Here is a 17,706-nt window from a genome sequence, read left to right on the forward strand (position 1 = left end):
TCTCGCCTACCGCTTATGAGGCCAAGCCAACAGTAAAACAACCTATCAGCCTGTCCGAAAAAACTTGACCACTACAGATTTCCGCCTGGGGGCGGAAATCACGGCTACACCGAAAGGCTCTCTATTCCCGCCGGTTTGCTCCCCTCTCCCACTTGTGGGAGAGGGGCTGGGGGAGAGGGCGGGCGCTGGCTCGAAGTGAGGTGTCGCTCCCCCCACCCCCCTCCCGCCATGCGGGAGAAGGGAGAAAATCAGTGCTGGAGTCCGCTCTGCAAAGCAGTCCAGCCCAAACCAAGATCCAAGTACCCATTGATGATTCACAGAAATCTGCAGGAAGCAGCATTTGCGCCGGGCCGTTCCATCCCGGCATGGCGCGTGCTGGAGATCGTCATCGGTATCACCATGCGGGGGATTGCCGCAAAACCGCTGTTTTCCTGAGACCCATGCCAAGAAACATAGAAATCAAGGCGCATATCGACAGCGTGGACACATTGGTGCCGCTGGTTGCGCCGCTGGCCGATCATGGCCCGGAGCTGATCTTGCAGGACGACACCTTCTTCGTCTGCCCCAACGGCCGGCTCAAGCTGCGTGCCTTCCCGTCCGGCGATGGCCAGTTGATCTTCTACGCGCGCGCCGACCAGGCCGGACCCAAGGAGAGCCACTACATCATCTCGCCCACGGCCGAGCCCGATTCCCTGCGTGCCGCACTGACGGCGGCGTGGGGCGAGAACGGGCGCTTGCGCAAGGCGCGCACCTTGTTCCTGGTGGGCCGCACGCGCGTGCATCTGGACCGCGTGGAGGGGCTGGGGGATTTCCTGGAGCTCGAGGTGGTGCTGGCGCAGGGCGAGCCGGCAGAGGCCGGCGTTGCCGAGGCGCATGCGCTTCTGGGCAAGCTAGGCGTAGCGCCGGGGCAATGGATCGACGCCGCCTACGTGGACCTGCTGCGCGCGGCCGGGGCCTGAGCCGGCCTCAGACCGCGCTCGCGGAAGCCGGCGCGTACACCTGCGGATGCCCCTTCACGGGCGCGGCGCCAAAGATACGGCCTTCGCGCACTTCCAGCACGTGGTCGCCGAGGGCTTCCACGTCGTCGGGGTCGTGCGAGATCACCAGCATCGGCACTTCCAGGCTGGCCTGCAGCGCGCGCAGCTCGGCGCGCATGCGCACGCGCAGCGCCGGGTCCAGCGCGGAGAACGGTTCGTCCAGCAGCACGATGTCGGGCCGCGCCGCCAGCGCGCGCGCCAGCGCGGCGCGTTGCTTCTGGCCGCCCGAGATCTCGCCGGGATAGTTGCCGGTGATCGCGCCGAGGCCGAACGCATCGATCCAGCGCTGCGCTTCCGGGTGGTGCGTATTGCGGCGCGGGTTGCGCCAGCCGCGCTCCAGGCCAAAGGCAATGTTCTGCGCGACCGTCAGATGCGGGAACAGGGCGTAGTCCTGGAACAGGTAGGCTACGCGCCGCTCCTGCGGGCGCACATTGACGCGCGTCTCGCTGTCGAACAAGGTGCGGCCGTTGAGCGCGATGTGGCCGCTGTCGGGCGTGAGCAATCCGGCGATGGCGCGCAGCGTCAGGCTCTTGCCCGCGCCGGAGGGGCCGAACAGGGCAATGCGTTTGCTCTCCGAGTCAAAGGCGATATCCAGCCCGAAATGGCGGTCGGCGGAACCGAGCTGCTTGCGTACGGTGACGTGCATGGTCATGGCGGTCTACCGGTACATTTTGCGGGTGGGCGGCACCAGCCGCCCGGCGGCCACCAGCAGCACCACGCAGGTGACGGAGGTGACCAGCACCAGCAGGGTCGAGGTGTTGTCGTCGCCGGCCTGCACGGCCTCGTAGATGGCGACCGACAGCGTTTGCGTGCGCCCGGGCAGGTTGCCGGCCACCATCAGCGTGGCGCCGAACTCGCCCAGCGCGCGGGCAAAGGCCAGCAGCACGCCGGCGATGATGCCGCGCGACGCCAGCGGCAGCGTTACGCGAAAGAAGATGCCAGCCTCGGACGTGCCGAGCACGCGCGCGGCGTCCTCCAGCTGGGAGTCCACCCCTTCGAAGGCGGTGCGTGCCGACTTCAGCACGAGCGGGAAGGCCACGATGGTGGAGGCCAGCACCGCGCCTTGCCAGGTAAAGACCAGTTCGATGCCGAGCCGCCCGAGCCACTCGCCAAAGACGCCGCGGCGCCCGACCAGCACCAGCAGGTAGTAGCCGAGCACGGTGGGCGGCAGCACCAGCGGGAGCGTGAGCAGGGCGTCGACCACGTCGCGCGCGGCCGATTGCCAGCGCGATAGCGCAAAGGCCGCGCCCACGCCGAGCACGGCATTGAGCACGGTGGCCCAGCCCGCTACTTTGAGCGAGAGCGAGAGCGGGACCCAGACAGCTTCCAGGGAGGTCATCAGCATGGACGCCTGCCGGCGAAGCCAGGCAGGCGGTGAGGTGGATTCAGGTTGGCGGCGCGCGCAGGCGCCGGGGCTGCGGGTAAGGACTACGGATTATGGCTTACGGATTACGGCTCACGGCTTACGGCTTGAGAAATCCATACTTGGCCAGCACCGCTTGCCCTTCCGGCGAGGTCACGTAGCCGAGGAATGCCGCGGCTTCGGCGGGCTGCTTCGATTGCGAGGTGATGGCGATCGGATAGGTGACCGGCTGGCGCGTCGGCACCCGCAGCGCCACCTTGACCTTCTCCGGCATGATCGCCGCATCGGTGGCAAAGACGAAGCCGGCATCGACTTCGCCGCGGGCCACATAGTCCAGGCTCTGGCGCACGTTCTGCGCCATCACGCCCTTGGCCGATACCGCATCCCACACGCCCGCCGCTTCCAGCGCGCCCTTGGTGTAGCGGCCCACCGGCACCGACGCCGGGTTGCCGAAGGCCACGCGCTTGAACTCGGGGCGGGCCAGGTCCTGCAGCTTGCTCAAGTCCAGCTTGCTGTCCGCCGGCACGATCAGCGCCAGCTGGTTGGCCGCGAAATCGCGGCGCGACGCAGGCTGCACCACGCGCTCGGCCACGGCCTTGTTCATGGCGTCCTGGTCGGCCGAGGCAAACACATCGGCCGGCGCGCCGTTGACGATCTGCTGCATCAGCACGTCGGAGGCACCGAAGTTGAGGATCACCTTGGTCTGGGGATGCGCGCGTTCATAGGATTCGGCGAGCGACTTGAAGGCATTGGTCAGGCTGGCCGCGGCGGAGACCACCAGGTCGGCGCCGAAGGCGGCCGGCGCGGACAGCGCCAGCGTGGCGGACAGCAGCAGGCCGGCCGCCAGCGCGGCGGTCCGTCGGGCGCCGCGCGGTGGGCGGGACTGGGCAGGCTGCGGAGCGGAGATCGGGTGCATGGGCATGGCGGGGCGAGGGTTGGAGGGCAGGCGGGGCAAACAGGAAGTGTCCGCCAAAAGCGCAATATATGACGGTATATAACGCGGCGTCAATGGCACTTCTGGTCAGGACAGGGCATATGGGCAGAGTCCCCCGCTCCGCGCCCCACCCGATGGTGGCCGTCACGACGGTGTAACGCGCGCGTCACTCTGCTGCCATTTGCGCTCGGGACAATGTCCGGCTCCAGGCACAACAAGAAAGAAGGGAGCCACAAATGCACCGCCGTCCGACCGACGTTCTACCTGCGCGCGCCGCGCCCGCTTCGTCCCCCATCCTCGCCGTGTCCACCGTATCCACCGTATCCACCGTGGCCGCGGTCGCCGCCGCCATCGCGGCCACCGCGCTGCTGGCCGCCTGCGGCTCCGACGACAGCCCCGCCAGCCCCGGCACGGGCACCGGTGTCACGCCGCAGGCCGATAGCGTCTCGGCCGGCACCAAGGCCACGCTGGCCTTGCTGGAGACCACTGACCTGCACACCAATGTGCGCAGCTACGACTACTTCAAGCTGGCCGAGGACAAGTCCTTCGGCTTCGAGCGCGTGGCAACCCTGATCAAGCAGGCGCGCACCGAGTTTCCCAACACCTTGTTGCTGGACAACGGCGACACCATCCAGGGCACGGCGCTTGCCGACTACCAGGCCCAGGTCAACCCGCTCAAGTGCGGCGAGACGCTGGCCATGTACAAGGTGATGAACGCCGCGAAGTTCGACGGCGGCGGCATCGGCAACCACGAGTTCAACTACGGCCTGGGCTACCTGAACCAGGTCACGGGCAACCGCTTCAACGTGGATGGCCTGCCCGACCCGACCGTGCAGACGCCGTGCGCCGGGCCGGCCTTCCCGCAGGTGCTGGCCAACGTGTACAGCGTGCGCACGCGCGCGCCGCTGTTCCAGCCGTACACCATCATCACCCGCCAGATCACCGCCACCGGGCCCGACGGCAAGGCCGTCACGGTGCCGGTCAAGGTCGGCATCATCGGTTTCACGCCGCCCGCGATCATGAGCTGGGACAAGCGCTGGCTCGACGGCAAGGTCTACACGGAGGGCGTGAAGGAAACCGCCGAGAAGTTCGTGCCTGAGATGCGCGCCAAGGGCGCCGACCTGGTGGTGGTGATCTCCCACGGCGGGCTCGATGCCTCCGCTTACTCGCCCACCATGGAGAACGGCAGCTGGCACCTGTCCAAGGTGGCCGGCGTGGACGCCATGCTGATCGGCCACTCGCACCAGGTCTTCCCCGATGCCACCAGCACGGTAGCGCAGTTCAACCTGCCGGGCGTGGACAAGGTGCGCGGCACGGTCAACGGCGTGCCCACGGTGATGGCCGACTACTGGGGCCGCCGCCTCGGCGTGATCAAGCTGCAGCTGGCGCATGACGGTTCCCGCTGGGTCGTAGACAAGAGCGCCACCACGGTGGAGGCGCGCTCGATCCAGAACGCCGACAAGAGCTATGTTGCCCCCGATGCCACCGTGGCCGCCGCGGTCGATGCGGAGCACCAAGCCACCATCGCTTATGTGAAGACGCCAATCGGCACCACCGACTACCGCATGAGCACGTATTTTGCCGATGTGGGCGATCCCGGCGCGATCCAGATCGTCAACCAGGCGCAGGCGGCCTACGTGAAGGACTACATCGCCGCCAACCTGCCGGCGCTGGCCGCGCTGCCGGTGCTGTCCGTCTCCGCGCCGTTCAAGAGCGGCTTTGGCGGCGGCAATGACTACACCGACGTGCAGTCCGGCAACCTCGCCATCAACAATGCGGCCGATCTCTACCTTTACCCCAACACCATCTACGCGGTGAAGGTGAGCGGCAGCGACGTCAAGGCGTGGCTGGAGACCGCCGCCAAACGCTTCAACCTGATCGATCCGGCCAAGACCGCCGACCAGCAGCTCATCAGCAGCTTCCCTGGCTATAACTTCGACATGTTCACCTCGCCCGACCTGCAGTACGAGATCGACGTGACGCAAGCCGAAGGCAGCCGCATCAAGAACCTCGCTTACAAGGGCGTGCCGCTCGACGCCAGCCAGCAGTTCATCGTAGCCACCAACAACTACCGCGCCAGCGGCGGCGGCAATTTCCCCGGCCTGGACGGCAGCAAGACGGTCTATGCCTCGCCCGACACCAGCCGCGATGTGCTGATCGCCTACATCAAGAAAGCCGGCTCCATCACGCGCGCCGCCAACGGCGCCGCGCGCAGCTGGCGCTTCACCAAGGTGGCCACGGCCGGCAAGGTGGTCTTTGCTTCTGCGCCGAACCAGCTGGCGCAGGCACAAGCCGCGGGCCTCGCCAATATTGCGCTGGAGCAGGCGAGCTACGACACCACCAAGAACCTGTCGCTGTACAGCGTCGACCTCAACCAGTAAGGCGGCAATGACCACGGCAATGAAGGGAACGATGGCGCCGGCACGCAGCGCGCCTGGGCGTCGCCAGGGCCGCCAGCGCCGCCTGCATCCGGTCATCGCTGCCGCGCTGGTGGCGGTCGCGGTGGCGGCAGGCTGCGTGGGCGGGGCTTCGGCGTGGCGCGAGCATGCCAGTGCGCGCCACGCGCAACTTGCCCAGTGGCAGACGCTGGCGGGCTCGGCCGCAGACGCGCAAGCGCTCGCGGCGTTGCAAAAGGCGGCGCAGGCGGGGGAGGTCGCGGCCCAGGCCGCGCTCGGTGAGGCGTTGTGGGCAAGCGGGGATGCGGCGACGCATGCCGAAGGCCGGGACTGGCTGAAGCAGGCTGCCGTGGCGGGCGACGCGCGCGCGCATTTCGTGCTGGGCAAGGCGGCCTTCCTCGGCGATGCGCAGCGCTCGACCGACGTGGCGGCGGCCTGGCACCACTTCGAGCTGGCCGCCGCTGCGGGCAATACCGGGGCGGCGTACTACCTCGGCTTGCTGCACCGTGGCGGCTATGGCCGCACGCCGGACCCGGCCGCGGCCGCGCGCTGGTTCGAGCTGGCCGCAGATGCCGGCGTGGCGCAGGCGATGTTCATGCTGGCCAACGCCTATCGCGAAGGTGCGGGGGTGCCGCGCGACGAGGGCCGCGCGGTGGCGTGGTACGAGGCCGCGGCCGAGCGCGAGCATCCGGAATCGATCCAGGCGCTGGCGATGGCCTATCGGTATGGCGAGCTGGGGTTGAAGCGGGATGAGGGCAGTTTTCGCGCGCATCTGGCGGAGACCGCGCATGCGCTGAAGCATCCGGCTCTGGTTCCCTGAGCCGTTGGGTCCTGGAGCGCGGGCGGCGGCGAGGCGGCGTGCGTGGATGCCACCGCCGCCGCCCGGCCGCGCAAGGGGGATCGGGCTTGGCCGATCTCGCTCAGTCGATCTTGATGTCCGCCGCCTTCACCACCTTCGCCCACTTCACGATCTCGCTGCGCTGGAACTCGGCAAACTGCTGGGGCGACATCCCTGACGGCTCCATCCCCAGCTTTTCCAGCCGCGCCTGCATGTCCGGCGTCTTGATGATCGCCGAGATCTCCTTGTACAGGCGGTCCACGATCGGCTTGGGCGTATTCGCCGGGGCAAAGATGGCTTGCCAGGATTCCAGTTCGTAGCCGCCGACGCCGGCCTCGGCCATCGTCGGCACGTTCGGCATGCTCTTGATGCGCTTGGCGGAAGTCACCGCCAGCGCCCGCAGCTTGCCCGAATCGATATGCTGGGCCGCCACCACGGTGGTGTCGAACATCATCGGCACCTGCCCCGCCATCACATCCTGGATCGCCGGGCCGCTGCCCTTGTAGGGAATATGCGTGATCTTGATGCCAGCCAGGCTCTGGAACAATTCGCCGGCCAGGTGCTGCGAGGTGCCATTGCCGGCGGACGCGAAGGCGAGCGTATCCGGCTTGGCCTTGGCTTCGGTCACGATGTCCTTCACCGTCTTGAACGGGCTGCCGGCGCCGACCACCAGCACATTGGCATTGGTGCCGATCAGCGTGATGGGGGCGAAGGACTTGACCACGTCGTACGGCATCTTCGGGTACAGGCTGGCATTGATCGCGTGCGAGCTGATGGTGCCGCCGAGGATGGTGTAGCCATCGGGCGCCGCCTTGGACGCGTAGTCGGAGCCGATATTGCCGCCGGCGCCGGGGCGGTTCTCCACCACCACCGTGGTGCCGAGCGCCTGGCCAAGGCGCTGGCCGATCAGGCGCGCCAGGGTATCGGTGGTGCCCCCGGGCGGGAAGGGCACCACGTAGGTGATCGGCTTGCTGGGCCAGCTGGCCTGGGCGGAAGCGGTCAGCGGGAGGGCGGCGGCAGCTACGGTCGTCGCGGCGGCCAGCAGCGCAAGGGCTTGGCGTTTCATGGGGTTGGGTCTCCTCGGTTTTTCTTGGGACGGTGCAGCGTCAATGGATTTCCGGCTCGCCGCTCTCCGGGGCGTCGACCGGTTCCAGGAAATCAAAGTCGCAGCCCTTGTCCGCCTGGCTGACATGGCGCAGGTAAAGCTTGCCGTAGCCACGCTCGAACTTGGGCACGGGCGCGACCCACGCAGCGCGGCGGCGCGCCATCTCCTCGTCGCCGATCAGCAGGTTGAGCTTGCGGGCCGGGACATCCAGCTCGATCGGGTCGCCATCGCGCACAAAGGCGAGCGGGCCGCCAACATAGGATTCCGGCGCCACGTGCAGCACGCATGCGCCGTAGCTGGTGCCACTCATGCGCGCATCGGAAATACGCACCATGTCGCGCACGCCTTGCTTGAGCAGCTTCTGCGGAATCGGCAGCTGGCCCCATTCCGGCATGCCTGGGGCGCCTTGCGGGCCGGCGTTCTGCAGCACGATCACGCAGGTCGCGTCGATGTCCAGCGCTGGGTCGTCGATGCGCGCCGCCATGTCGTTGTAGTCGCGGAACACCACGGCGCGGCCGGTGTGGCGCAGCAGGTCCTGCTGCGCCGCGGGGGGCTTGATCACGGCGCCGTCCGGGGCGAGGTTGCCGCGCAGTACCGCCAGGCCGTCGCTGGCCACGAGTGGCTTGTCGCGCGGGCGGATCACGTCGTCGTTGAAGACGCGGGCGCCTTCCAGGTTCCCGCCGAGCGTGCGGCCGTCGACGGTGAGCGTGCGCGTATCGAGCAGGTCGCCCATCTGCGCCAGCATCGCGCGCAGGCCGCCGGCGTAGTAGAAGTCTTCCATCAGGTACTGGCCCGACGGACGGATATTGGCCAGCACCGGCGTGCCGCGCGCGAGCGCGTCGTAGCGGTCCAGCGAGAGCGCATGGCCGGCGCGGCGCGCCAGGGCGATCAGGTGGACGATGGCATTGGTGGAGCCGGACAGCGCCAGCGCGGTGCGCACGCCGTTGTCGATGGCGGCAGGCGTGACGATCTCTGACGGCTTCAGGTCCTGCCACACCATCTCGACAATGCGCCGGCCCGACAGCGAGGCCATCTGTGCGTGGCGCGAATCCGGCGCGGGAATCGACGAGGCGCCGGACAGGCACATGCCAATGGCCTCCACCACGGCCGTCATGGTCGACGCGGTGCCCATCGTCATGCAGTGCCCGGGCGAACGCGCGATGCCATCCTCGATGCCCTGCCAGTCCTGCTCGGTGATATTGCCCGCGCGCAGCTCGGCCCAGTATTTCCACGTATCCGAGCCCGAGCCCAGCGTGACGCCATTCCAGTTGCCGCGCAGCATCGGCCCGGCCGGCACGAAGATGGTCGGCAGGTCCATCGCCAGCGCGCCCATCAGCAGGGCGGGGGTGGTCTTGTCGCAGCCGCCCAGCAGCACGCAGCCATCGGCAGGGTAGGAGCGCAGCAGCTCCTCCGTCTCCATCGCCAGCAGGTTGCGGTACAGCATGGTGGTGGGCTTCTGGAACGGCTCGGACAGGCTCATCGCCGGCATCTCCACCGGGAACCCGCCGGCCTGCCAGATGCCGCGCTTGACCTCTTCGGCACGCTGGCGGAAGTGGCTGTGGCAGGGGTTGATGTCGCTCCACGTGTTGATGATGGCGATCACCGGCTTGCCGGCGTAGTCGGCGCGGTTGTAGCCCATCTGCGCGGTGCGCGAGCGGTGGCCGAAGGCGCGCAGGTCGTTGGCGCCGTACCAGCGGTGGCTGCGCAGTTCCTCGGGGCGCTTGGCGGGCCGGTCTTGCCTGTCTTGCCGGTCTTGTGGCGCGGAGTTGGCGGGGGGTGTGGGCATGGGCTGTCTCATCTGATTGGTAGCGTCGTGTCGACGTCTGTTTTTTGTCCGGCCTCGGCGTGCGACGGCGGTGCTTCCCCGGCCCCGAAGACAGCAGATGATAGCGCTGTCATTTGTCGATCACAACGCATGCCTGCTCGGGGTTAACCCGTCGCGCGGGCCGGCATTGCAGCCCGCCCCGCGGCGCCGGCGCTATCATGGCGGCCACGCTGGCCGTGCCGACCCTGCGGCCAGCTGGCTTTTATTGCTTCCTTCACCACATTCATGGCCTCATCCCGCAAGCCGACCACCCCTCGCACCGCGCCCCCGCCAGCTCCCGCGGGCCGCGCCACCGGCAGCGTCACGCTGGCCGACGTGGCCAAGATCGCGGGCGTCTCGCCGATCACCGTGTCGCGCGTGGTCAACCAGCCCGGGCTGGTCTCGGCGGGTACCGTGGCGCGCGTGCAGGAGGCCATCCAGCGCACCGGCTATGTGCCCAACCTGCTGGCCGGCGGCCTGGCCTCGCGGCGCAGCCGGCTGATCGCGGCCATCGTGCCGACCATCGCCAACTCGATCTTCGCGGACACCATCCAGGCGCTGACCGACCGCTTCTCGCAAGCGGGCTACCAGATGATGCTGGGCCTGTCGGGCTATGCCGCCACGCGCGAGCAGGACCTGCTGGCCGCCATCCTCTCGCGCCGCCCGGACGGCATCGTGCTGACCGGCATCGCGCACACCGCCGACACGCGCCGCCGCCTGCTGGGCGCGCGCGTGCCGGTGGTGGAGACCTGGGACATCACGCCCACGCCGATCGACATGCTGGTGGGTTTCTCGCACGAGAAGGTGGGACAGACGGTGGCCGAGTTCCTGTATGCGCGCGGCTATCGCAAGCCCGCCATCCTGTCGGCCAGCGACCAGCGCGCCGAGTCGCGCCGCCTGGGCTTTCTCGAGGCCTTCGGCCGCTACGGCATCACGGAAGTGCCGAGCAGCATCGTGCCGGCGCCGTCCAGCCTGGGGCTGGGCCGCGAGGGGCTGGCGCGGCTGCTCGACGGCGGCGCGCGGCCGGACGTGGTGTTCTGCAGCTCGGACACGCTGGCGCAGGGTGCGCTGTCGGAAGCCCGCGCGCGCGGGCTGAAGGTGCCGGAGCAGCTCGCGGTGATGGGCTTTGGCGACCTCAACTTTGCCGCGCACACTTACCCGTCGCTCTCGACCGTGCGCATCGACGGCCCGGCCATCGGCCGCACCGCCGCCGAATGCCTGCTGGCGCGCATCGACGGGCGCGAGGTGGGGGAGCGCATCATCGACCTGGGGTTCGAGGTCATCCAGCGCGACAGCGCCTGAGTCGAGCGTCCTGCGCTGCGGCGCGGCGCAGGACGCGCTATGATCGCGCTACCATCCAACGCCGCAACCTTTTCCCTCGCCTCGCACCCATGTCCCAAGCCACGCTTATCCAGATCGGCCCCCTCGCGCCGCAGATCAATTCCCGCCTGCGCGAGCAGTACCAGGCCGTGCCGCTGTGGGAGCAGGCCGAGCCGCTGGCGTGGCTGCGCGAGCACGCGCAGCAGGCGCGCGTGGTGGTGACGTCGGCGCGCCACGGCATCACCGCCGAGGCGATCGCGGCCATGCCGAAGCTCGAAGCCATCGTGAGCTTTGGCGTGGGCTATGACTCGATCGCGCTGGACGCGGCCCGCGCACGCGGCATCCAGGTCAGCAACACGCCCGACGTGCTCAACGATTGCGTGGCCGACCTCGCCTTCGGCCTGCTGCTCGACGCCGCCCGCGGCATCGCCCATGGCGACCGCTTCGTGCGCGCCGGCAAGTGGGGCAAGGACAACTTCCCGCTGACCACCCGCGTCTCCGGCAAGAAGCTCGGCATCCTCGGCCTGGGCCGCATCGGCGAGAAAGTGGCGCAGCGCGCCACCGGCTTCGGCATGGACATCGCGTACCACAACCGCCGAGCGCGCGACGGCGCGCCGTGGCGCCACGAGCCGGACCTGAAGGCGCTGGCCGGCTGGGCGGATTTCCTGGCTGTCACTTGCGTGGGCGGCCCCGAGACCGAAGGGCTGGTGTCCGCCGAGATCATCGCGGCGCTGGGCCCCAAGGGCATCCTGGTCAATGTGTCGCGCGGCAGCGTGGTGGACGAAGACGCGCTGGTGGCGGCCTTGCGCGACGGCCGCCTGGGCGGTGCCGGGCTGGACGTGTTCCGCGCCGAGCCGGAAGTGCCTGAGGCGCTGTTCGCGCAGGACAACGTCGTGCTGGCCCCGCATGTGGCCAGCGGCACGCATGAAACCCGCGCCGCCATGGCCGGCCTGGTGTTCGACAACCTCGATGCGTTCCTCGGCACGGGCAAGGTGATCACGCCGGTACTTTGACGCGCTGGCCGGCCCCTCGCGTACCGCGCCGGTCCTATACTGGATCAGGCGCCCGCTGCCCTGGCGGCGCCATCTCACCTCACGCGTCAGGAGGCAATGATGGGACGCAAATATATCGATTGCCGCGAGTTTCCGAGCCAGTCCAAGTGCACGGTGGCATTGAGCGCCGACACGGAAGACGAACTGCTCGAAGTCGCGGTCCAGCATGCGGTGCAGGTGCACCAGCACCAGGATGGCCCCGAACTGCGGCAGATGCTCAAGAGCGCATTCAAGGATGTCTCGCCGCCCGCGTGAGGCCCGGGGGCACGAACGCAGGCCGCCGCCCGGCGAGGGGCGGTGGGCTGCGGTTCAGGTCTGACGTTGGGTTTGAAGCTGTCGCAAACGCTTCAAACACATGCGCTATGCTCAGCAGCATCAACGTCCGCCATCCCGCCCACGCTCAATGAAAACCATCTACCTTGCCGGCTTCGACGTATTCCGCAAAGACGCCATCGCCTATGGCGAGACCCTCAAGGCCCGCTGCGCCCATTACGGCTTCCTCGGCCTCTACCCCCTTGACAAAGCCGCCCCGGCGGGCCTTTCCGGCCCCGATACCGCGCGCTGGATCTACGAAGCGAACATCAACCTGCTGCGCCGCGCCGACATGGTGATGGCCAACCTCGACGATTTCCGCGGCCCGGGCGAGCCGGACTCCGGCACGGCGTTCGAGGTGGGGTTCGCGATTGCGCTGCAAAAGCCGGTATGGGGCTACAGTGGCGACCGCGGCACGTTGCTGGACCGCGTGGCCGTTGCCACCGATGCAACGCACGGCAAGGGCGAGCGGCTCGATGCGCGCGGCTTCGTGGTGGAAGATTTCGGCCTGGGCAAGAACCTGATGCTGGCCTGCTCGGCCAAGCTGGTGGCGGGAGATGCCGAGGCATGCCTGGCGGCCATGGCCGAGGCGGAGCGCCGGCGCAGTTGCCGGGTCGCGTGGGTGCCGGCGGAGGATTGATGCTGGCGCGGGCGGGACCTGCGTCCCGCCGCGCCGCTACTTCACCGTGCCTCGGCGCAGTGTTTCCACGCCGGCCGCGATATCGTCCGCGGTGCTAGCCACGATCTGGCGGTAAGCCGCCACTACACCGTCCACCGCGCCTGGCGCGGGCAGCTCGGCCTGCGTGCGGCCGGCCTTGACCTTGCCGTCGGGCAGGCGGCGCACGGTCCAGTTGATGACGGCGCCGGCGCGCTGGCCCACGTCCGCATCCAGCCGCACCACTTCGGTGGTGATGCGAAACACAGGCTCCACTTCCGACAAGCCTTGCTGGTAGGTATCGACCGCACCCAGCCTGGCCTGCAGTTGCTGCGACAGCGCGTCGCGCAGCTCATCCGGCAGCGGCGCGGACCAGCGCGACAGGTCCAGCAGCCTTAGCTCGTTGCCATCCTTCCCGTCACGCACCACAAGCTGTGGCCGGTTGAGGCGTTCAGGCACCCGCACCGGCGCAACCTCGATCCACACTGGCTGTGCCTGCGGCGCCCGCGCCGGCGCAGCGGCCTGTCCTTCAGGGCTGGTAGCGGTAGCGGGACCCTGGGCCAGCGTGTAGTAGCGCGGATCGGGCGAGGCACAGCCCGCCAGCAGCGCGGCGGCGAGCGAGAGGGGCAGCAAAAGGCGGTGGCGGGTCATCTCTATGCGGGTCATCATCATTTCTCCGGCTTGCCGCGCACCAGGGCTTCGGGGTGGCGTTCCAGGTATTCGGTCAGCGTGCGCAGCGACACCGCGGTGCGCGTCAGCTCCTGCATCATGCGGCGCGTGTCTTGTTGCAGCGGCGCATCCGAGGCGAGCGTGCCGTTGGCGGAATTCAGCGTCTTGCGCGCGTCCTGCAGCGCGGCCAGCACTTGCGGCGCCACGTCGCCGTTGAGCTGGGCGACCAGCTTGTCGGCGCTGGCCATCATGGTGTTGAGCGTGGCCATCGACGTGCGCAGGTCCTGGCCGATCTGGTCGAACGGCACCTTGTCGATCTTGTTGACGATATCGCCCAGCTTGGCCTGCAGCTCGTCGAACGCGCCCGGCGTGGTGGGCAGCTCAGGCATGGGGCCATCCGGGTTGACGCTGGCCGGCGGCGCCTTGGGGAAGAAATCCAGCGCCACATAGAGCTGGCCGGTCAGCAGGTTGCCGGTGCGCAACTGCGCGCGCATGCCGCGCTTGATCAACGTCTGGACGATATTGCGGGCGCGGTTGATGTCCTCCATGTCGCGCGCGCGAAAGCCCATGCGCGAGGGATACAGTTCCACCACCACCGGCAGGCGGAAGGCCTTCTTCTCACTCTGGTATTCGATGCCGATCGAGCGCACCTGGCCCACGATCACGCCGCGGAAATCCACGGGCGCGCCGGGCGACAGGCCGCGCACGGACTGGTCGAAGTTCAGCACGGCGAGCGAAGGCGCGAGTTCTTCTGGCTCCTTCATCGCCTCGGTCTGGTCGCTGGCCAGCAGGAACTGGGTGTTCTCGTTGGCGGCATCCGTTGCCTTGGAGTCGTCCGGGGCCTGGAAGGCCACGCCGCCCAGCAGGACCGTCACCAGCGATTGGGTGTTGAGCTTGAAGCCGCCGGCATCGAGCTTGATGTCCACGCCGCTGGCATGCCAGAAGCGCGAGTCGGCCGTGACCAGCTGGTCGTAGGGCTTGTTGATGAACACGCGCAGCGACAGGTCGCGCCCGTTGGGCTCCAGCTGGTAAGCCACCACCTGGCCGACCTGCACGCGGCGGTAGTAGACCGGCGAGCCGATGTCGAGCGAGCCGAGATCGGTGGCGCGCAGCACGAACTGCTTGCCGGAGGCGTCGGTGGTGACGGCGGGCGGCACTTCGAGGCCGGTGAAGTCGCGCACGCGCTCCTCCGACTTGCCGGCGTCAACGCCGATATAGGCGCCGGACAGCAGCGTTTCCAGCCCAGAGATGCCACTGGTGGCAAAGCGCGGGCGCACCACCCAGAAGCGCGTGTCCTTGGCGGAGAAGCTCGCTGCATCCTGGGTCAGGTCGATCCTGGCGATCACGTGCGAGCGGTCGCCGGCGAGCCGCACGGACTTGACCAGGCCGATGTCCACGTCCTTGTAGCGTACCGGCGTCTTGCCCGGGACGAGGCCCTCGGCGGTGCGGAACGTGACCGTGATCTGGGGGCCGCGCTCGGTGAGCGTGTGGATCAGCAGCGACAGGCCAACCACCGCCGCCACGATCGGGATCAGCCAGACCAGCGAGGGCAGCCAGCGCGCCCGGCGGCGGCGCTCGGGCGCCGGTGGCTGCGACGGCGAGGAAGGAGAGGGAGGAGACGGGTCAAGGTCAGGCATCGTTTGTATCCATCGAATCCCACAGCAGGCGCGGGTCGAAACTGAGTGAAGCCAGCATGGTGAGCACCACCACGGAGCCGAACGCCATGGCGCCGGCGCCCGGGATGATGGTGGCGAGCGCCCCGGCCCGCACCAGCGAAGCCAGCAGCGCCACCACGAAAATATCCAGCATCGACCAGCGGCCGATGAGTTCCACCAGCCCGTACAGCTTGGTCTGCTGGCGAATCCGCCAGCGCGAGCGGAAGTGCACGGACAGCAGCAGCAGCGTGAGGATGATCATCTTCAGCAGCGGCACCACGATGCTGGCGATCAGCACCACGATGGCCAGCAGGTTGGAGCCCGACAGCCACAGGTAGACCACGCCGGAGAAGATGGTGTCGCGCTGCGTGCCCAGGATGGACTGCGTCACCATCACCGGCAGCAGGTTGGCGGGAAGATAGAGGATGAAGGCGGACAGCAGGAACGCCCAGGTGCGGGTGAGGCTGTCCGGCTTGCGGTGATGCAGCGTGGCGCCGCAGCGCGGGCAGGGCTCGCCTTCCATCGTGCGCGGGCTGAGCGCATCGCAGGCGTGGCAGGACACCAGGCCCATCGAAGTGGCGGTGGGCACCTGTGGCAGGGGCTTGGTTTCGTCGTCGTCGGTCAGCTCCGCCACCACCTCGGCGGCCAGGCGGCGCGAGCGCGCCAGCGCGGCGGCGCCCACCGGGAGCTTGGGGGTTGGGGCGCTCATCGGGGCGGCTCCTCCTCCAGGTGCTGCCAGAGATCGCGCGGATCGAACGACAGCATCGCGGCCAGCACGATCACCAGTGCGGCGAACGACCACAGCGCCACGCCCGGCAACACCTGCGCCATGGAGGAGAGCTTTACCAGCGTGACCAGCACGCCAATCATGAAGACTTCGATCATGCCCCACGGCCGGGTTTGCCGGATGCCGCGCACGATGCGCTCGAAGCCCGGCGGCATCCGGCGGCGCGCCATCGGCACCAGCAGGTAAAGCATCATCAGCATCTCGGACAAGGGAAACAGGATGGTGGTGGCGAACACGATCACGGCCACCAGTGCCATGTTGTCCGCGTAGAGCGCCTGCACCGCGCCCCACAGCGTGGTTTGGGTGCGCACGCCCTTGAGATCCATCTCGACGATGGGATAGGCGTTGGACACCATGAACAGGATCAGCGCGGCAATCGCCAGCGGCAGCAGCCGGGCATAGGCCCGCGCGCTATCGCGGTAGAGCTGGCCGCCGCAGCGCAGGCACAGCGCGCGCTCGCCCGGCTCCAGTTCGGCGCGCTGGTAGACCGCATCGCAGTACTCGCAGGCCACCAGCCGGGCCAGCTCGGCCTGGGTGGGCGCGGGCGGCGCCAACGGTTGCGGTTCGGGACGGCTGGCTTCGCTCATGCCTTGCCGGAACCCGCCACGTCCTCGGCGGTGGTGATGGGCTTGCCTTGCGCCAGCGCGGGCGGCGGGTCGGCCAGGTGCTCCGAGCCGATGGTCCAGTCGCGCAGCAGCGCGTAGGCCACTGCCAGCAGCGTCGGGCCGATGAAGACGCCGAGGAAACCGAAGGCCAGCGCGCCGCCAAACACGCCCAGCATCACCCAGATCAGTGGCATGTCGGTGCCCTTGCTGATCAGGAGCGGCTTGATGACGTTGTCGGCCATGCTGACCACGCCCACGCCCCACACCACCATGAAGATGGCCCAGCCCAGCGAGCCGGTGTGGTACAGCCAGAGCGCGGCGGGAATCCACACCAGCGGCGGCCCGACCGGGATCACGGACAGGAAGAAGGTAATGAAGCCGAGGATGGCGGCGCCGGGCACCCCGGCGATCCAGAAGCCGATGCCGGCCAGCAGGGCCTGCACGAACGCCGTGCCCAGCACGCCGTAGACCACGCCCTTGACCGTATTGCCGGCCAGCGCCAGCAGGTGGTCGGCGCGCTCGCCGGCAATGCGGCGCATGCCGGCGCGCAGCCACGCCACCGCGAACTCGCCGCCGGTGTAGAAGAAGAATGCCAGCACGATCGACAGCGCCAGCTGGCCCAGCCCCGCGCCGATCGACAGCCCGGCGCCCAGCACCACATGGCCCACGGGCGCAATCAGCTTGCGCAGGTTGGCGACCATCTCCGAGTCGGCATGGATCACCTTGTCCCAGGAGCTTTGCAGGTAGTCGCCCACATAGGGCAGGCCGGTCAGCCATGCGGGCAGCGCGGGCGCGCCGTGATCGAAGAACTGGTCGACCAGGCCGGACAGCTCGTCGATGTGCGCGGAGACGCTGGCGCCGGCATAGACAAAGGGACCGAGCACGATGACCGCGGCCAGCAGCACGCAGATCAGGGCCGCCAGGCTGCGCCGGTTGCCCATCCAGCGCGACAGCACCGTATAGGGGTACCACGAGCTGAAGGCGAGGATGGCGCCCCACAACAGCGCGGTGGTAAAGGGCGCGAGCACCAGCAGTGAGCCGCCGATCAGCACGATCAGTGCAAAGATGGCGGCGAGTTTTTCAATCAGTTGGCCGGAATTCATCAGTTCGCGCGGGAAACATCGGCCTTCCGGCCGGTGAGGGATAGCGCGCGACGCGAAGCGTCGCCCCTGTG

At 68.5% G+C, this 17,706-nt stretch carries 17 protein-coding genes; 7 read left to right on the forward strand and 10 right to left on the reverse strand.

The window, feature by feature from the left end; translation table 11 throughout:
* Nucleotides 1-440: 440 nt before the first annotated feature.
* A complete protein-coding gene (locus ACGLHR_RS44565) occupies nt 441-959 on the forward strand; it encodes a class IV adenylate cyclase (protein WP_400102235.1) in 519 nt (172 codons plus the stop codon).
* 7 nt (nt 960-966) lie between these two features.
* Here ACGLHR_RS44565 and ACGLHR_RS44570 read toward each other — a convergent pair whose 3' ends face one another.
* From ACGLHR_RS44570 to modA, 3 genes are all read right to left on the reverse strand, one after another.
* Complete coding sequence (locus tag ACGLHR_RS44570; RefSeq protein ID WP_400102236.1) at nt 967-1,689, reverse strand: ATP-binding cassette domain-containing protein; 723 nt, start codon at nt 1,687-1,689, stop codon at nt 967-969.
* A 6-nt stretch (nt 1,690-1,695) separates the two neighbouring features.
* Nucleotides 1,696-2,367 (reverse strand): molybdate ABC transporter permease subunit, encoded by a 672-nt coding sequence (gene modB, locus ACGLHR_RS44575; protein WP_267606605.1) that lies wholly within the window; start codon nt 2,365-2,367, stop codon nt 1,696-1,698.
* Between the two features lie 133 nt (nt 2,368-2,500).
* Nucleotides 2,501-3,316, reverse strand: coding sequence for a molybdate ABC transporter substrate-binding protein (gene modA / locus ACGLHR_RS44580; RefSeq protein ID WP_400102237.1), 816 nt, complete (start codon nt 3,314-3,316; stop codon nt 2,501-2,503).
* 254 nt (nt 3,317-3,570) lie between these two features.
* Here modA and ACGLHR_RS44585 point away from each other — a divergent pair, with 254 nt between their 5' ends.
* Together ACGLHR_RS44585 and ACGLHR_RS44590 are read left to right on the forward strand one after the other, a co-directional pair.
* Nucleotides 3,571-5,715 carry a bifunctional 2',3'-cyclic-nucleotide 2'-phosphodiesterase/3'-nucleotidase gene (locus tag ACGLHR_RS44585; RefSeq protein ID WP_400102238.1) on the forward strand — a complete coding sequence of 715 codons (2,145 nt, stop codon included), beginning with the start codon at nt 3,571-3,573 and terminating at the stop codon, nt 5,713-5,715.
* 7 nt (nt 5,716-5,722) lie between these two features.
* Nucleotides 5,723-6,550: a tetratricopeptide repeat protein gene (locus ACGLHR_RS44590; protein WP_400102239.1), complete on the forward strand. Its 828-nt coding sequence runs from the start codon at nt 5,723-5,725 to the stop codon at nt 6,548-6,550.
* A 100-nt stretch (nt 6,551-6,650) separates the two neighbouring features.
* On the opposite strand, the gene ACGLHR_RS44595 is transcribed toward ACGLHR_RS44590, so the two are convergent.
* Both ACGLHR_RS44595 and araD read right to left on the reverse strand, forming a co-directional pair.
* Entirely contained in the window at nt 6,651-7,634 is a 984-nt protein-coding gene (locus ACGLHR_RS44595) for a tripartite tricarboxylate transporter substrate binding protein (RefSeq protein ID WP_318235161.1), read from the reverse strand.
* Between the two features lie 40 nt (nt 7,635-7,674).
* A complete protein-coding gene (gene araD, locus ACGLHR_RS44600; RefSeq protein WP_400102240.1) occupies nt 7,675-9,459 on the reverse strand; it encodes an L-arabinonate dehydratase in 1,785 nt (594 codons plus the stop codon).
* A 264-nt stretch (nt 9,460-9,723) separates the two neighbouring features.
* Here araD and ACGLHR_RS44605 point away from each other — a divergent pair, with 264 nt between their 5' ends.
* The 4 genes from ACGLHR_RS44605 to ACGLHR_RS44620 all read left to right on the forward strand — a co-directional run bounded on the left by ACGLHR_RS44605 (nt 9,724) and on the right by ACGLHR_RS44620 (nt 12,801).
* Entirely contained in the window at nt 9,724-10,779 is a 1,056-nt protein-coding gene (locus ACGLHR_RS44605; protein ID WP_318235163.1) for a LacI family DNA-binding transcriptional regulator, read from the forward strand.
* 89 nt (nt 10,780-10,868) lie between these two features.
* Nucleotides 10,869-11,810 (forward strand): 2-hydroxyacid dehydrogenase, encoded by a 942-nt coding sequence (locus ACGLHR_RS44610; RefSeq protein WP_400102241.1) that lies wholly within the window; start codon nt 10,869-10,871, stop codon nt 11,808-11,810.
* Between the two features lie 99 nt (nt 11,811-11,909).
* Nucleotides 11,910-12,104, forward strand: a complete 195-nt coding sequence (locus tag ACGLHR_RS44615; protein WP_267606607.1) for a DUF1059 domain-containing protein — start codon at nt 11,910-11,912, stop codon at nt 12,102-12,104.
* A 148-nt stretch (nt 12,105-12,252) separates the two neighbouring features.
* Nucleotides 12,253-12,801: a nucleoside 2-deoxyribosyltransferase gene (locus ACGLHR_RS44620; RefSeq protein WP_400102242.1), complete on the forward strand. Its 549-nt coding sequence runs from the start codon at nt 12,253-12,255 to the stop codon at nt 12,799-12,801.
* A gap of 36 nt (nt 12,802-12,837) precedes the next feature.
* On the opposite strand, the gene ACGLHR_RS44625 is transcribed toward ACGLHR_RS44620, so the two are convergent.
* The 5 genes from ACGLHR_RS44625 to ACGLHR_RS44645 are packed head-to-tail and all read right to left on the reverse strand — an operon-like array spanning nt 12,838 to nt 17,635.
* Entirely contained in the window at nt 12,838-13,485 is a 648-nt protein-coding gene (locus tag ACGLHR_RS44625) for a membrane integrity-associated transporter subunit PqiC (RefSeq protein ID WP_400102243.1), read from the reverse strand.
* Nucleotides 13,485-15,122 (reverse strand): intermembrane transport protein PqiB, encoded by a 1,638-nt coding sequence (locus ACGLHR_RS44630; RefSeq protein ID WP_400102244.1) that lies wholly within the window; start codon nt 15,120-15,122, stop codon nt 13,485-13,487. Before ACGLHR_RS44630 ends, ACGLHR_RS44625 begins: the two co-directional genes overlap by 1 nt.
* The gene (locus tag ACGLHR_RS44635) at nt 15,115-15,849 is read right to left on the reverse strand and encodes a paraquat-inducible protein A (protein WP_400102245.1); all 735 of its coding nucleotides are present in this window, start codon (nt 15,847-15,849) and stop codon (nt 15,115-15,117) included. Before ACGLHR_RS44635 ends, ACGLHR_RS44630 begins: the two co-directional genes overlap by 8 nt.
* Entirely contained in the window at nt 15,846-16,514 is a 669-nt protein-coding gene (locus ACGLHR_RS44640) for a paraquat-inducible protein A (RefSeq protein WP_400102246.1), read from the reverse strand. Before ACGLHR_RS44640 ends, ACGLHR_RS44635 begins: the two co-directional genes overlap by 4 nt.
* Nucleotides 16,511-17,635 carry an AI-2E family transporter gene (locus tag ACGLHR_RS44645; protein ID WP_400102247.1) on the reverse strand — a complete coding sequence of 375 codons (1,125 nt, stop codon included), beginning with the start codon at nt 17,633-17,635 and terminating at the stop codon, nt 16,511-16,513. The genes ACGLHR_RS44640 and ACGLHR_RS44645 overlap by 4 nt, the downstream gene beginning before the upstream one ends.
* Nucleotides 17,636-17,706 lie beyond the last annotated feature (71 nt).

This window comes from Cupriavidus sp. CuC1 (assembly GCF_044627735.1).
GTDB lineage: Bacteria > Pseudomonadota > Gammaproteobacteria > Burkholderiales > Burkholderiaceae > Cupriavidus > Cupriavidus ulmosensis.